Source organism: Pseudomonas sp. R19M (assembly GCF_050312585.1).
GTDB classification, from domain to species: Bacteria; Pseudomonadota; Gammaproteobacteria; order Pseudomonadales; family Pseudomonadaceae; genus Aquipseudomonas; species Aquipseudomonas palleroniana.
This window is the reverse complement of sequence record NZ_JBNPJV010000086.1, coordinates 15,305-29,460: the sequence shown is the minus strand read 5'-3', so window position 1 is coordinate 29,460 and position 14,156 is coordinate 15,305. Positions and strand designations below refer to the sequence as shown.

Here is a 14,156-nt window from a genome sequence, read left to right as displayed (position 1 = left end):
CAGGCCCCTAAAGTAAGCGACCCCCGACACACAGAGCGACTCGTATTGGCCGTGCTTTCCCTGATCCAACGCCTGCTGGGTAAAAAAACCGACGCCTCGGACACCTCGCCCATCGCCGCTTTCTTTGCACAAAAAGCCGCGCAACAGGGCTACACCCTCAGTACCGGCCAGACCCAGGCAATTGCCGCCCTGGCCCGAGAAACCCGGCAGCTGCTCGGCGGTCAGCGCACACGCAGCCTGTACCTGCATGGCCCGGTGGGGCGGGGTAAAAGCTGGCTGCTCGATGGTTTTTTCCAGGCGCTGCCGATCGACGAGAAGCAGCGCGTGCACTTCCACGATTTTTTCGCCCGCCTGCACCGGGGCATGTTCCAGCACCGCGAACACACCGATGCCCTGGCCGTCACCCTGGATGAACTGCTGGCAGGTTGTCGCGTGCTGTGTTTCGACGAGTTCCATGTCCACGACATCGGCGATGCGATGCTGATCAGCCGCTTGTTCAAGGCGCTGTTCCAGCGGGGCATCTGGGTGTTGGTGACGTCCAATTACCCCCCCGAAGGGTTATTGCCCAACCCCCTTTACCACGAACGCTTCAAGCCGGTGATCGACCTCATCGCCGCACGCATGGACGTGTTGGAGGTCAGTTCGCCGCAGGACTTCCGCAGTCTGCCCCAGGCCCATGCCGAACAACGGTTTACCGAAGGGCAATATGTGTGGCCGGGCACTGCGCAGCAGCGCGAAGACCTTGGGCTGCCCGCCACCGACTCGCCACCGCACCGTTTGAGCGTCGGCACCCGGCAATTGACTTACCGCCATCGGCAGGCACGCACCATCGCTTTCACCTTCAACGACCTGTGCGAGCAACTCACGGCGGTGATGGATTACCTGCTGCTGTGCCAGGACTACGACCATTGGATCATCGACGGCCTGCCCCAACTGGCAGAATGCCCCATCGCCGTGCAACAGCGTTTTATCAACCTGGTGGACGTGCTTTACGACCGCGATAAGCGCCTGACCCTGATCGGCCACCAGCCCCTGCCGCTCGCCATGGAAGGCCAGGCCATCGATCTGGCCCGCACGGCGAGCCGCCTGAGTCAATTACAAACGGTCTGCCCGCAATGGGCATCCGACCCGGTATCATGAGCGGCATTTACACCTACCTTGCCGAGTGATCGCGCCGTTCATGAATACCCTCGCCCAACTCAAGGCCGGCCAATTGGCCGGCACCCGACGCCTGGACCTGTCCTGTGGGCTGACCGAATTCCCGCCGGAAATCTTTGAACTGGCCGATTCCCTGGAGATCCTCAACCTCACCGGCAATGCCCTGAGCAGTCTGCCCGACGATCTTCACCGCCTGACCCACTTGCGCATCCTGTTCTGCTCGAACAACGCCTTTACCGAGTTGCCGGAATGCCTGGGCCAATGCGCCCAGCTGAGCATGATCGGCTTCAAGGCCAACCAGATCAGCCATGTGCCCGCCGCCGCCCTGCCACCGCGGCTGCGCTGGCTGATCCTCACCGACAATTGCATCCGCCAATTGCCCCACGAACTGGGCGAGCGGCCACTGCTGCAAAAGCTGATGCTGGCCGGCAATCAACTGGAGCACTTGCCGCAAAGCCTGGCCCACTGCCACAACCTCGAGCTGATCCGCATCGCCTCCAACCGTTTCACCCATTTGCCCGAATGGCTGCTGAACCTACCGAGCCTGACCTGGCTGGCCTATGCCGGTAACCCGGTGGAAATGGCGGCGGTAACGGCCGATGAGCACACGACGGCGAGTATTCCCTGGCCTGAGCTGGAACTGGCCGAGGTACTCGGCGAGGGCGCGTCCGGGATCATCCGCAAAGCCCTGTGGAAGCCTTTGGCCAAACCTGTCGCGGTCAAGCTGTACAAAGGCACCATCACCAGCGACGGCTCGCCCTTGCACGAAATGCAAGCCTGTATCGCCGCGGGCCTGCACCCGAACCTGATCAAGGTACAGGGCCGCGTCGTCGGCCACCCCGACGACCAGGCCGCGCTGGTCATGGACCTGATCGATGCGAGTTACCGCAACCTGGCCGCCCTGCCCAGCTGGGACTCTTGCACCCGGGATATCTACGAAGCCGATACCCGCTTCAGCCTTGAGGTGGCGTTGCGCATGCTGCGGGGCGTGGCGTCGGTGGCGGCGCACCTGCATCGGCAGGGCATCACCCATGGCGACTTGTACGCGCACAATATCTTGTGGAATGCAGCGGGCGATTGCCTGCTGGGCGATTTTGGCGCGGCCTCGTTCCATGCTATGGCGGACACGTTGGAAACCAGGGCGTTGCAACGTATCGAAGTGAGAGCGTTTGGGGTGTTGCTGGGGGAGTTGTTGGAGCGAGTTGAAACGGGCGGGAGCGGCGAACTCGTAGCGCTGCAAAAGCGTTGCTGTCAGCCGCAGGTAATGGCCCGACCAAGCTTTGAAGAAATTGAAGCGCTGCTGCAATCTGCACAACAGCACTGAAACCCTGTGGAAGGGAGCAAGCCACCTCCCACATTTTGACCTTATCTCTCGAGTTGCAGATCAGCCGGCCAAACCGACGAACATATCCTGCACGTCATCATGGTTGTCCAGGCCTTCCAGGAAGGCCTCGACTTCGGCCATCTGCTCATCGGTCAAGCCGCTGACCGGGTTCTTCGAGAGATAGCCCAACTTGGCCGACAGCACGGTGAACCCCTGCTCCGGCAGTGCTTTCTGCACAGCGTCCAGGTCGGTGGTCTCGGTGATGAACAGGGTGGTGCCCTCTTCCTCGCCGTCTTCGAAATCCTGGGCGCCGGCTTCAATAGCGGCCATTTCCGGGTCCGCGTCCGGGGTGTCCGGCGAGGCTTCGATCAGGCCGACATGGTTGAAGTCCCAGGCCACGGAGCCGGAGGCGCCCAGTTGGCCCTTGCGGAATGCCACGCGGATTTCCGCCACGGTACGGTTGATGTTGTCGGTCACGCATTCGACGATCAACGGCACCTGATGCGGGGCAAAACCTTCATAGGTGACACGGTGGTACTGCACGGTTTCGCCCAGCAGGCCGGCACCTTTCTTGATGGCGCGGTCCAGGGTCTCCTTGGGCATCGAGGCCTTTTTGGCCTGCTCCACCACCAGACGCAGGTGGGCGTTGGTCGCGGTGTCGGCACCGTTACGGGCGGCGATGGTGATCTCTTTCACCAGCTTGCCGAAGATCTTGCCCTTGGCATTGGCTGCCGCTTCTTTATGTTTGACTTTCCACTGTGCGCCCATGACTCACTCTCTTTTATCCATCGCGCCGAAACGTCTACTGGCCGGCGCTTTGGGGGCAGAGTTTATAGGGCAAAAACGCTCCAATCCACCAAAAAACCGTCAAGAGGCCAACTCGAAAAACGCCTGGATCAAGCGCAATGAGCGACGTCGCTCCAGGCAACCGAGCAGGTGCCGGTTGACCAGCCCATCACTCCGCAAGGCAATCGCCTGTACCCGAGGGTCGGGGCTGACCTCCATTGACGACACCACGCCCACACCCAATTGCGCGGCGACGGCTTCGGTGACCGCTTCACGGCTGTCCAGCTCCAACAACACCCTGGGCTGTACACCGCCCGCCTGGCAGGCGTCATCAAAGGTACGCCGGGTGATGGAACCGGGTTCACGCAGCACCATGATCACCTCGTTGAGCTGCTCCAGGTCAATGCCGCCAGGCTGCTTGGCCCAGGCATGGCCCGCCGGCACCAGCGCGCAGATCCGCGACTCACTCAAGGGCTGCAAATGCAGGCCGTGGCGCGGCTCCACCTCGGTCAGCACCGCCACGTCCGCATGCTCGGACAGCAGCGCCGCCAGGGTTTCCTGAGCATTGCCCAACCGCAGGTTGACGGTGATGCCCGGATAACGCGCGCGCAGGCTGGCAATCATCGGCATCACCAGGTGCGGGCCATCCGCCGCCACTTCCAGGCGCCCGGTCAGCAGTTGCCGGTTGGCCTCCAGCAGCATCTGCGCCTCATCCACCAGGCCGAAGATCGCCCGCGTGATCGCGGCCAGGCGCGTGCCCTCCTCGGTCAACTCCACCCTCCGGGCCGTGCGGCGCAGCAGCGGGATCTGGTAGTGCTCTTCCAGGGCCTTGATATGCCCTGTCACCGCCGGCTGGCTGATAAACAACCGTGCCGCCGCCCGGGTAAAGCTGCCCTCGCGGGCCACGGCATCGAATGCGCGCAGTTGGAACAGGTTCATAGCTATCGGCCTCACTGATAGCTCGCATAACAACAAACAATTTGATTGATAACAAGCCAAACTGCAATTTAGGCGCCGTAGATTGACTCCACCGCTTCACGAGGAGCTGCAATGACCCCGCCGATTCTGCTCACGCCCGGCCCCCTGACCACGTCCGCCCGCACCCGCCAGGCAATGCTGATGGACTGGGGCTCATGGGATGACCGTTTCAACCAACTCACTGCCGGTGTCTGCGAGCAGTTGCTGGCGATTATCAACGGTGCCGCCAGCCATTATTGCGTGCCCTTGCAAGGCAGCGGCACCTTTGCCGTGGAAGCCGCCATCGGCACCCTGGTGCCCCGCAACGGCAAGGTGCTGGTGCTGATCAACGGCGCCTACGGCAAGCGCCTGGCGAAGATCTGCGCAGTGCTCGGCCGCGCATTCACGGCCTTTGAAACCGCCGAGGACGAGCCGACCACCGCCGCCGACGTGGACCGCCTGTTGCAGGCGGACCCCACCCTCACCCACGTCGCGTTGATTCACTGCGAAACCAGTACCGGCATTCTCAACCCGCTGGCGGCGATCGCCCGGGTGGTGAAGTACCACGGCAAGCGCTTGATCATCGACGCCATGAGCTCGTTCGGCGCCTTGCCGATCGATGCCCGCGAGGTGCCGTTCGACGCCCTCATTGCCGCTTCGGGCAAATGCCTGGAGGGTGTGCCGGGCATGGGTTTCGTTTTTGCGCAAAAGCACGCCCTGGCCTCCGCCGAGGGTAATTGTCATTCCTTGGCGATGGACCTGTTCGACCAACACCGCTACATGGCCAGTACCGGTCAATGGCGCTTCACTCCGCCGACCCATGTGGTCGCAGCCCTGCACGAAGCGCTGGTGCAATACGCCGAGGAAGGTGGCCTGCCTGCGCGCTATCAACGCTACGCCAGTAATTGCCAGGCGCTGCTGGACGGCATGGCTGAACTGGGCCTGCACAGCTTTTTGCCGGCAGCGATCCAGGCGCCGATTATCGTGACCTTCCACGCCCCGCAAGACCCGCGTTACCAGTTCAAGGCGTTTTACGAACGGGTCAAGGCCAAGGGGTTCATCCTGTACCCCGGCAAATTGACTCAGGTGGAAACCTTCCGCGTGGGCTGTATCGGCCAGGTCGACGCCAGCGACATGCACGCCGCCGTCGCCGCCATCGCCGAGGCACTGCAATCCATGCATATCAACCTTTCTTCTCAGGGATCGCCGGCATGAACTATCAACCCCCCAACACCCTCCAGGCCGTGATCCTCGACTGGGCCGGCACCGTGGTCGACTTCGGCTCCTTTGCCCCCACGCAGATCTTTGTCGAAGCCTTCGCCGAGTTCGGTGTGCAGGTGTCCATCGACGAAGCCCGCGGCCCGATGGGCATGGGCAAATGGGACCACATCCGCACCTTGTGCGATCAGCCGCAGGTAGCTGAACGCTACCGCAAGGCGTTCGGCCGCAGCCCGACCGACGATGACGTCACCGCGATCTACCAGCGTTTCATGCCGCTGCAGATCGAAAAGATCGCCGAGCACTCAGCGCTGATCCCGGGCGCCCTCGACACCATCGCCCGGCTGCGCGTGCAAGGCATCAAGATCGGTTCCTGCTCAGGCTACCCCAAGCAAGTGATGGACAAGGTGGTTGCCCTTGCCGCCACCCACGGCTACATCGCGGACCATGTGGTTGCCACCGACGAAGTGCCCAACGGCCGACCATGGCCGGCCCAGGCCCTGGCCAACGTGATCGCGCTGGGGGTCGATGATGTGGCGGCGTGCGTGAAGGTCGACGACACCGTGCCAGGCATTCTTGAAGGTCGTCGCGCCGGGATGTGGACCGTGGCCCTGACCTGTTCCGGCAATGCCCTTGGCCTGACCTACGAGCAGTTCCGCGCATTGGACAGCGCCACGTTGGCCTGCGAACGCAAACGCATCGGGCACCTGTTCGAAGGCTCGCGCCCGCACTACCTGATCGACACCCTCCTGGAGCTGCCGGCAGTCATCACGCAGATCAACCAGCGCCTGGCTCGCGGCGAAATGCCGCAAAGCGGCTGACAGAGGTCAAAACAACGGTATTTACGCCAGGCAAACCACTCAAAATCGGCATACAGTTAAAGCACTCCGTCGCCAAAGAACGGAGGTTTGCCCTGATGAGTGAGGAACCCAGCGATGCCGTGGAAAAATTCCGATACGCGTTACAGCACCATGTCGATAGCGTTGCACTGGGTGATGGTGGTGCTGCTGGCGGTGGTTTACGCCTGCATTGAGTTTCGTGGGGTCTTCCCCAAAGGCAGTGGCGGTCGGGCATTGATTGTGGAAATGCACTTCATGTTCGGCCTGACCATTTTTGTACTGGTCTGGTTGCGGCTGTTCGCACGCGCACTGGGCGTGGCACCGAAAATCGTGCCGGCACCGCCGCCCTGGCAGGCTGCACTGGCGACACTGATGCACGTGGCACTCTATGTGTTCATGATCGGCACGCCGATCCTGGGCTGGTTGATCGTCAGCGCCCAAGGGCATTCCGTGATGTTCTACGGAATAGAGTTGCCGCCCCTGATCGGCGAAAACAAAGACTTGGCCAAGCAGATCAAGGAGTGGCATGAACTGAGCGGCACCGTCGGTTACTGGCTGATCGGGCTGCATGCCTTGGCGGGGATCTACCACCACTACATCGTGCGCGATAACACCGCGCTGCGCATGATGCCGGGCAAGCGCGCTACCCCGTGAACCCTCGGCGGCCTTGCAAGCCGCCGGTATGAATGAAGATCAACCGGGTGCCGGCCCTGAAACGTCCGGCCTCGATCTGCTGCTTTAACGCCAGCAGCGCTTTGCCGGTATAGAGCGGCTCCAGCGGCAAGCCACAGGCCTGTTCAGTAGCCTCGATAAAGTCGCGCAACACCGCGTCGATTTTGGCGAAGCCGCCCCGGCAGGCGTCCAGCAGTTCGTAACCGCCCGGCACTAGCGCCTCGATGTTCTGCGCAACACCGTGATCATCCGGCACGGCCATGGCGCCGTACACCGGATGCGCCCCCGCCTCAGCCAGGACCAGGCCCGCGAGCGTCGTGCCGGTACCCGCCGCCAGCCACCAGCCGTCATAGTCCGCCCAACCCAAGGTGTGCAATTGCGCGCGCGCCTGTTCCAGCAGCACCGCGCAGCCCAATGCACCGGCCATTCCGCCTCCGCCTTCGGGCACAGGATGCAGGTGCGGGTATTGCTCGCGCCAAGGCAACCAGAAGTCCGGCGCATGCCGCGCGCGATAGCCGCCGTAGCCCAGCCAATGCAGCTGCATGCCGAACGCTTTCAGGTCGAGCGCGGTGGGCGTGTCTTGAGGGTGGCCGCGCAACAGGCCAACGGTGGGGAAACCCAAGCGTTGCCCGGCCGCCGCCAAGGCGTGCAAATGGTTGGAGTAAGCGCCGCCCAGGCTGATGATGCCGCTGGCGGTTTGCGCCTGCGCCAGATGCCCGGTGAGCTTGAACCACTTGTTGCCGCTGATCAGCGGGTCGATGCGGTCCAGGCGCAGTACCGCCAACTCGACGCCCTTCAACCAGTCCAGGTGCAAGGGTTCAAGGGGAGCGCGGGGAAGCCAGTCGAAGGGGCCCATCGGGGGATCTGCATGAAAAACGGGGCGGTAGTCTAACACCGCCACGCTTGTGGCCTTACAGCTCGGCCGCCAGGCGTGAACCCTGGTTGATCGCACGCTTGGCATCCAGCTCGGCCGCCACGTCGGCACCGCCGATCAGGTGCACGTTCTGGCCCGCCGCGACCAGGCCTTCCTGCAACTCACGCAGCGGGTCCTGGCCGGCGCAGATCACAATATTGTCCACCGCCAGCACCTGAGGCTCGCCTTCGGCACCAATACGGATATGCAGGCCCTCATCGTCGATCTTCAAATACTCGACACTGTTGAGCATCTGCACCTGCTTGTTCTTCAGACCGGTGCGGTGAATCCAGCCGGTGGTCTTGCCCAAACCGTCACCGACCTTGGAGGTCTTGCGTTGCAGCAGGAACACTTCACGTGCCGGCGCATGGGGCTGAGGCTTGATCCCGGCCACGCCGCCACGGGCCTGCAGTTGCGTGTCGATGCCCCACTCCTTCCAGAAGGCTTCGCGGTCAAGGCTGGTGGACACGCCTTGGTGCACGAGGAATTCCGAGACGTCAAAACCAATGCCGCCGGCGCCGATCACCGCCACGCGCTTGCCCACCGGCTTGCGCTGCAGAATCACGTCCAGGTAACTGAGCACCTTGGCATTGTCGATGCCCGGGATCGCAGGGGTGCGCGGTGCAATACCGGTGGCCAGGATGATCTCGTCGTAACCGCCCGCCGCCAGTTGCGCCACCTCCACGCGAGTGTTCAGGCACAGTTCGACGTGGGTGGTCTGCAGCTTGCGCTTGAAGTAGCGCAGGGTTTCAAAAAACTCCTCCTTGCCCGGCACTCGCTTGGCGATGTTGAACTGGCCGCCGATTTCGCTGGCCGAATCGAACAGCGTCACTTGGTGGCCACGCTCGGCAGCCACCGTCGCCGCTGCCAGGCCGGCCGGGCCGGCGCCGACCACGGCAATTTTCTTGATCTGTTTGACCGGCAGGTAGTTGAGTTCGGTCTCGTAGCACGCTCGTGGGTTGACCAGGCAGGTGGTCAGTTTGCCGCCGAAGGTGTGGTCCAGGCAGGCCTGGTTGCAGCCGATGCATGTGTTGATTTCATCGGCACGCCCGCCCGCAGCCTTGTTGACGAACTCAGGGTCGGCGAGAAACGGCCGCGCCATCGAAACCATGTCGGCATCGCCTTCGGCGAGGATCTGTTCGGCGATTTCCGGGGTGTTGATACGGTTAGTGGTGATCAGCGGGATCTGCACCGCACCGCGCAGCTTGGCGGTGACCTTGCTGAACGCGCCACGCGGCACCTTGGTGGCGATGGTCGGGATACGCGCTTCGTGCCAGCCGATACCGGTGTTGATCAGCGTCGCACCGGCCTGCTCGATGGCCTTGGCCAACTGCACGATCTCTTCCCAGGTGCTGCCGCCTTCCACCAGGTCGAGCATCGACAGGCGGAAGATAATGATGAAGTTCGGCCCGACGGCCTCACGCACACGGCGCACGATTTCCACCGCCAGGCGCATGCGGTTTTCGTAGCTGCCGCCCCAACGGTCGGTACGGTGGTTGGTATGGACGGCGAGGAACTGGTTGATGAAGTAGCCCTCGGAGCCCATGATTTCAACGCCGTCGTATTCGGCGACCTGGGCCAGCAACGAACAGCTGACGAAATCCTGAATCTGTTTTTCGATGCCCTCTTCGTCCAGTTCCTTGGGCTTGAACGGGTTGATCGGCGCTTGAATCGCGCTCGGCGCCACCTGCTTGGGGCTGTAGGCATAACGGCCGGCGTGGAGGATCTGCATGCAGATCTTGCCGCCCGCTTCGTGCACCGCCTGGGTCACGATCTTGTGCTTCTGTGCTTCGGCATCGGTGGTCAGCTTGGCCGCACCGGCGTAGACCCCACCCTCATCATTCGGGCCAATGCCACCGGTCACCATCAGGCCCACGCCGCCACGGGCACGCTCGGCGAAATAGGCCGCCATGCGTTCGAAACCGCCAGGCTTTTCTTCCAGGCCAGTGTGCATCGAGCCCATCAGGGTACGGTTGCGCAAGGTGGTAAAACCCAGGTCCAACGGGGCCAGCAGATGCGGGTAGGCAGCAGCGGTCATGGTCAAGCTCCACAACAGTTCATCACGGGACGTGGGGCGTTCGTATGACACCCCATCGGTTTATGTCCCACAGACTAAGAGGCGCTGGACCCGCGCTCAATGACTGAAACTGACAAGTTATTGATCCAAATGTACAGCGCCCCTTGGCAAGCCGCGCCATGGGCCCTACCCTAGTCGCGAACCCTGCACCCGGTCTGTTGTCTGTTGCCCCATGCGTAAACTTCTAGCTTTGAGCTTCACCCTGGCCCTGGTTGCCGCCGCCGCCGCGTATCTGGTCTGGACCCAGGAGCGCCCCGTGGCGCATTACCTGTCGGACCTGCGCATTACCCTGGCCGTCAACGAAGGCATTCCGGCCGACCGTGGCAATTTGCTGGGCATCCAGCCGGAGCTGTTTCCCGCCGACTACCAGAGCCTGGAACGCCTGCACCTGAAACTCGCCGCCTACCTGCAAAAGGCCCGGGACCAGGGCCTGATCAACAGCAAGACCGTCGTGGTGCTGCCGGAGCATATCGGCACCTGGCTAATGCTGGGCGGCGAGAAAAACGAGCTGTACCAGGCTATCCACCTCAAGGACGCGATGAACTGGCTGTCGGCCAGCAACCCATTCCTGTTTGCCCGTGCCTGGCTCAGCGCCACCGGCGACAATCGGATGGACGATGCCTACCTGCGCATGAAAGCCGCATCGATGGCCCGCGACTATCAGGCGCTGTTCGGCGGCCTGGCCAAAGAGTTCGGCGTCACCCTGGTGGCCGGCTCCATCACCCTGCCCAACCCGAACGTGAGCCAGGGGCAACTGCAGATCGGCCATGGCGCGCTGTACAACGCCAGCCTGGTGTTCGGCGCCGACGGTTTGCCCTTGGGCCAGCCGCAGCGCCAGCTCTATCCTATCTATGACGAACGTGGCTTTATCCAACCGGGCGCTGAAGACCTTGTCAGCGTGGTCGACACGCCGGCCGGGCGCCTCGGCGTTCTGGTCGGCAGCGACAGCTGGTACCCGGACAACTACCGCAAGCTCAATGAGCAAGGCGCACAGCTGATTGCGGTGCCGGCATTCGTGACCGGTCGCGACACCTGGGACCGGCCATGGCGCGGCTTCAAAAGTGTGTCCACGCCGCCTGAAATCAGCCTCAAGCCCGAAGAACTCAGCGAAGGCGAAGCCTGGCGCCGGCTCACCCTGATCAGCCAGCAGCCGATCAGCCAGGCCACGGCAGGCATGAGTGTATTTCTGCGCGGGCAGTTCTGGGACCTGGGCACCGCCGGGCACAGCTTCCTGAACAGCAACGGGCAGGTCAGTGCCGACAGCGACGCCCGTGGCGCACGCCTGTTGAATATCTGGCTGTAACCCGTGAAGCCGGTGCGCCTTGGGGATCTGTCGGTGGGCTTCGTGCACACCCTGGCCGATGCCATCCACAGCCACGGTATGGACCCGCAACCCTTGCTGCTGCAATACGGCCTGGACCCGGCACGCCTTGCCGAGGCTGGAGCACGCCTGTCGATCCCGCGTTATATGCGCCTGGGCCATGCGGCCATCCAACTGACCGGCGACCCCAGCCTGGGCCTGCGCATGGGCCAGCTCAGCCGCTTGAGCCAGGCCGGGCTGGCGGGTGTCACAGCCGCCCAGGCGCCCAACGTACGCGAAGCGGCACGTACATTGACGCGCTTCGAAGCCTTGTACGGCTCCAACTATCGCGGGCAGTCGAGCTTTCATGAGGATGCTGAAGGCGCCTGGCTGCGGTTTTATTCCATCAGCCCCTACAACGCTTACAACCGTTTTGTGGTGGACTCGATCATCGCCGGCTGGCTGCACCAATTGTCGGGCCTGGCCCAGCAGCCTGTGCGTGCTCAGCGTATCGACATCGAGTTCGAAGCGCCGCAATACAGCGAACACTACCAGGCGCTAGGCGATGTTCACTTCGGCGCGGATGCCAACCAACTGCGCCTAGGCCAGCAAACCCTGGCCCTGCGTAACCCACAGCACTGCCCCAGCACCTGGCATCTGTTGCTGCAGTTGTGTGAAAGGGAGTTGGAACAACTGACCCGCACCCGCAGCCTGCGCGAGCGCATCACCCGTTTGCTCGGGCCGATGCTCAATGGCGGCCGGGAACCGGACCTTGAAGAAGTGGCGGCACGCTTGAAGCTGCCCACCTGGACCCTGCGGCGCAAGCTGGCCGAAGAAGGCACTCAGTTTCGCGCAATTCTTAACGACACTCGCCGCGACTTGGCGATGACCTACATTCGCGACACCGAACTGGCATTCGGCGAAATCGCCTATCTGCTCGGTTTTGCCTCGGCCCAGGCGTTTCAACGGGCGTTCAGGCGGTGGAACAACCAGACCCCAGGGGAATTTCGCCGCAGTCAGCGGCATTCCGCCTGAAGTCGGGGTTACAGCTCAGTGGCGTCATCCACCGGATCCAGCGGGTCCAATTCAAACGCCTGGTACTCCAGCAGTTCTTCCTGATAATCGTCCATGGGTCACTCCTCGCTAGGTTTAATGTGGCTGCAGATTAATGACCTGCACAGCCAGCCTAAAGTGCCGTCATGACGAAAAAAAGTCTGCGCCATGACGTTCCTGCACTCAAGGATTAAACGTAGCAGCATTACGGGGATTTAGCTCGCCCGAATCGAACAACTATTGCAATCATTGCAATTGCAATCAAAAGCGGTTTTCTATTACGGTAATGGCCTTCCTTGCCAGGTGTCCCTCTCCATGACCGTCGCCACCGCACATGCCGCTCAGTTCTGTATCGACGCCTTGAGCTCTGCCACCCTTGCCGGCAACTCACCGCTGGGCACTCTGATCAACATAGCCAATACCCTTGAAGCCAGCCGCCAGGCCTGGGTGATTCGAGGTCAGTCACGCTCCCGGCGCGTGGGTCACTGGCCCACCTGGTTCGCACGCAATACCGCTGAGAGGCCCTTGTTGTATCTGCACAGCGCGCATTCGTCGGCGCAGTTGAGTGCACTGTCGAACATCACTCAACAGCGCGGCATCCTGTGCAACGACATTGAAAACCTGCCCTCGCCCTGGCCCAAGGGCGCTCAGCCTTCCTTACCCCTGTGGCTGGCCACTCACCCGCGCTGTACGCCGTATGACCCCGCCTCAGGCGCGGAAACCCAAGCGATTGTACTGGCGGCGTTGCGTGCACTGTATGTCGACGGCAAGCCAGGGTTTTACTACCTCGCCCTCCATGATCATGAACTGGCAGCGCCCTTGAGTGAGCACAATCGTGACGCCGCATCCAAGGGCATGTACCCGCTCCAGCACGACCTGTCTGCGGATGTGCGGCTGCTCGGCGCAGGCCGGGCGTTGGCGGAGGTCGTGCAGGCCAAGCGCCTGCTGGAACAAGATTGGAATATCAGCGCGCAAGTATGGAGCTGCCCCAGCTATACACGCCTGGCTCGGGAGGCAGCGGCGGCGGCTCGCTGGAATCGCCTGCATCCCACTGCCTCCAGGCGCAGCTGCCATTTGCGTGATTGCCTGGCTGGGAGTACTGCGCCGGTGATTGCCGTCACCGGCTACCCGCAGGCGATTGTCGACCAATTGGCAGCGCACGTGGACGCGCGGTTCATCGCGTTGGGCGCGGGGTCAGTGCAAGCGGCGGCGCCGACCCGGTGCTGGATTGTGCTGGCGGCCTTGAAAGCACTGGCGGATGAAGGCCATGTCGATGTCCGCCAGGTGGAAAAAGCGTTGAATCGGTACCGACTGCAATGAACCGCAGTGCGAACAAAATGTGCTGGCGCCTGGCTCCCCCCTTATTTGATCTCAGGGTTTACGTCGACCACGAACCTGCACTCCTGCCTCCATCGCTAGCCCTGCCGTGCGCTCTAGCGCGTCCGCAAACGCCTGACGCTGAGCAGGTTCAATCTGTGAAAGAAACAGCTCTTCCACTGTGCTTTCGTAGATCTTCCACATCTTTTTACGGAGCACCCGGCCGGCATCGGTGATCGAGGCAAACGCCGCGCGACCGTCACCGTCCGAGCGGGAACGCACTACCAAGCCGTCCTTTTCCAGGCGGTCAACCAGGCGCGTGAGGTTATAGCGCTCGATGGCCAGCACATCGGCCAACTCATGCATGCGGCGCGTACCGTCGGGGCCACTTTCCAAGCCCCACAACGCGTCATACCAGGCATATGGCGGCAGGCCCGCCTCTGCCAGTCGACGCTCGATTTCACGGATGACCGTCCTGTGGGCCCTGACAAAACGAAACCATACATCAGGCTCTTTCGACGCCATGCAACACCATCCGCGGG

13 protein-coding genes are annotated in these 14,156 nt (G+C 62.4%); 8 read left to right on the top strand and 5 right to left on the bottom strand.

What is annotated here, in order from left to right; all coding sequences use genetic code 11:
- Positions 1–45: 45 nt before the first annotated feature.
- Both zapE and ACQRBT_RS19230 read left to right on the top strand, forming a co-directional pair.
- Positions 46–1,140 carry a cell division protein ZapE gene (zapE, locus tag ACQRBT_RS19235; protein ID WP_090370114.1) on the top strand — a complete coding sequence of 365 codons (1,095 nt, stop codon included), beginning with the start codon at positions 46–48 and terminating at the stop codon, positions 1,138–1,140.
- 40 nt (positions 1,141–1,180) lie between these two features.
- Positions 1,181–2,482, top strand: coding sequence for a protein kinase (locus tag ACQRBT_RS19230; protein WP_411985638.1), 1,302 nt, complete (start codon positions 1,181–1,183; stop codon positions 2,480–2,482).
- A 60-nt stretch (positions 2,483–2,542) separates the two neighbouring features.
- Here the strand turns inward: ACQRBT_RS19230 and ACQRBT_RS19225 are convergent, their stop codons facing one another.
- Entirely contained in the window at positions 2,543–3,250 is a 708-nt protein-coding gene (locus tag ACQRBT_RS19225; protein WP_005789254.1) for a YebC/PmpR family DNA-binding transcriptional regulator, read from the bottom strand.
- 99 nt (positions 3,251–3,349) lie between these two features.
- On the bottom strand, positions 3,350–4,207 hold the full coding sequence (locus ACQRBT_RS19220; RefSeq protein ID WP_412047260.1) for a LysR substrate-binding domain-containing protein: 858 nt from the start codon (positions 4,205–4,207) through the stop codon (positions 3,350–3,352).
- A 111-nt stretch (positions 4,208–4,318) separates the two neighbouring features.
- On the opposite strand from ACQRBT_RS19220, the gene ACQRBT_RS19215 reads away from it, so the two are divergent.
- The 3 genes from ACQRBT_RS19215 (at position 4,319) to ACQRBT_RS19205 (ending at position 6,936) form a co-directional block, all read left to right on the top strand.
- Positions 4,319–5,440: a 2-aminoethylphosphonate--pyruvate transaminase gene (locus ACQRBT_RS19215; protein WP_244385519.1), complete on the top strand. Its 1,122-nt coding sequence runs from the start codon at positions 4,319–4,321 to the stop codon at positions 5,438–5,440.
- Positions 5,437–6,264: a phosphonoacetaldehyde hydrolase gene (gene phnX / locus ACQRBT_RS19210; protein WP_412047261.1), complete on the top strand. Its 828-nt coding sequence runs from the start codon at positions 5,437–5,439 to the stop codon at positions 6,262–6,264. Before ACQRBT_RS19215 ends, phnX begins: the two co-directional genes overlap by 4 nt.
- Before the next feature lie 114 nt (positions 6,265–6,378).
- Positions 6,379–6,936, top strand: coding sequence for a cytochrome b (locus ACQRBT_RS19205; RefSeq protein ID WP_161549196.1), 558 nt, complete (start codon positions 6,379–6,381; stop codon positions 6,934–6,936).
- On the opposite strand, the gene ACQRBT_RS19200 is transcribed toward ACQRBT_RS19205, so the two are convergent.
- On the bottom strand, positions 6,926–7,810 hold the full coding sequence (locus tag ACQRBT_RS19200; RefSeq protein ID WP_412047262.1) for a 1-aminocyclopropane-1-carboxylate deaminase/D-cysteine desulfhydrase: 885 nt from the start codon (positions 7,808–7,810) through the stop codon (positions 6,926–6,928). The genes ACQRBT_RS19205 and ACQRBT_RS19200 overlap by 11 nt on opposite strands.
- A 55-nt stretch (positions 7,811–7,865) precedes the next feature.
- Entirely contained in the window at positions 7,866–9,905 is a 2,040-nt protein-coding gene (locus ACQRBT_RS19195) for an FAD-dependent oxidoreductase (RefSeq protein ID WP_412047263.1), read from the bottom strand.
- A 211-nt stretch (positions 9,906–10,116) separates the two neighbouring features.
- Here ACQRBT_RS19195 and ACQRBT_RS19190 point away from each other — a divergent pair, with 211 nt between their 5' ends.
- From ACQRBT_RS19190 to ACQRBT_RS19180, 3 genes are all read left to right on the top strand, one after another.
- On the top strand, positions 10,117–11,247 hold the full coding sequence (locus ACQRBT_RS19190; RefSeq protein WP_412047264.1) for a carbon-nitrogen hydrolase family protein: 1,131 nt from the start codon (positions 10,117–10,119) through the stop codon (positions 11,245–11,247).
- A 3-nt stretch (positions 11,248–11,250) separates the two neighbouring features.
- Positions 11,251–12,279 (top strand): AraC family transcriptional regulator, encoded by a 1,029-nt coding sequence (locus tag ACQRBT_RS19185; RefSeq protein ID WP_104994197.1) that lies wholly within the window; start codon positions 11,251–11,253, stop codon positions 12,277–12,279.
- A gap of 333 nt (positions 12,280–12,612) precedes the next feature.
- A complete protein-coding gene (locus ACQRBT_RS19180; protein ID WP_104994198.1) occupies positions 12,613–13,617 on the top strand; it encodes a transketolase-like TK C-terminal-containing protein in 1,005 nt (334 codons plus the stop codon).
- A gap of 51 nt (positions 13,618–13,668) precedes the next feature.
- On the opposite strand, the gene ACQRBT_RS19175 is transcribed toward ACQRBT_RS19180, so the two are convergent.
- The gene (locus ACQRBT_RS19175; RefSeq protein ID WP_104994199.1) at positions 13,669–14,139 is read right to left on the bottom strand and encodes a MarR family winged helix-turn-helix transcriptional regulator; all 471 of its coding nucleotides are present in this window, start codon (positions 14,137–14,139) and stop codon (positions 13,669–13,671) included.
- Positions 14,140–14,156: the final 17 nt, after the last annotated feature.

Bases quoted from the DNA above. Each gene is read 5' to 3' on its own strand.
- ACQRBT_RS19230 (WP_411985638.1), top strand. From the start codon at position 1,181: ATGAATACCCTCGCCCAACTCAAGGCCGGCCAATTGGCCGGCACCCGA.
- ACQRBT_RS19225 (WP_005789254.1), bottom strand. From the start codon at position 3,250: ATGGGCGCACAGTGGAAAGTCAAACATAAAGAAGCGGCAGCCAATGCC.
- ACQRBT_RS19220 (WP_412047260.1), bottom strand. From the start codon at position 4,207: ATGAACCTGTTCCAACTGCGCGCATTCGATGCCGTGGCCCGCGAGGGC.
- ACQRBT_RS19215 (WP_244385519.1), top strand. From the start codon at position 4,319: ATGACCCCGCCGATTCTGCTCACGCCCGGCCCCCTGACCACGTCCGCC.
- phnX (WP_412047261.1), top strand. From the start codon at position 5,437: ATGAACTATCAACCCCCCAACACCCTCCAGGCCGTGATCCTCGACTGG.
- ACQRBT_RS19205 (WP_161549196.1), top strand. From the start codon at position 6,379: ATGCCGTGGAAAAATTCCGATACGCGTTACAGCACCATGTCGATAGCG.
- ACQRBT_RS19200 (WP_412047262.1), bottom strand. From the start codon at position 7,810: ATGGGCCCCTTCGACTGGCTTCCCCGCGCTCCCCTTGAACCCTTGCAC.
- ACQRBT_RS19195 (WP_412047263.1), bottom strand. From the start codon at position 9,905: ATGACCGCTGCTGCCTACCCGCATCTGCTGGCCCCGTTGGACCTGGGT.
- ACQRBT_RS19190 (WP_412047264.1), top strand. From the start codon at position 10,117: ATGCGTAAACTTCTAGCTTTGAGCTTCACCCTGGCCCTGGTTGCCGCC.
- ACQRBT_RS19180 (WP_104994198.1), top strand. From the start codon at position 12,613: ATGACCGTCGCCACCGCACATGCCGCTCAGTTCTGTATCGACGCCTTG.
- ACQRBT_RS19175 (WP_104994199.1), bottom strand. From the start codon at position 14,139: ATGGCGTCGAAAGAGCCTGATGTATGGTTTCGTTTTGTCAGGGCCCAC.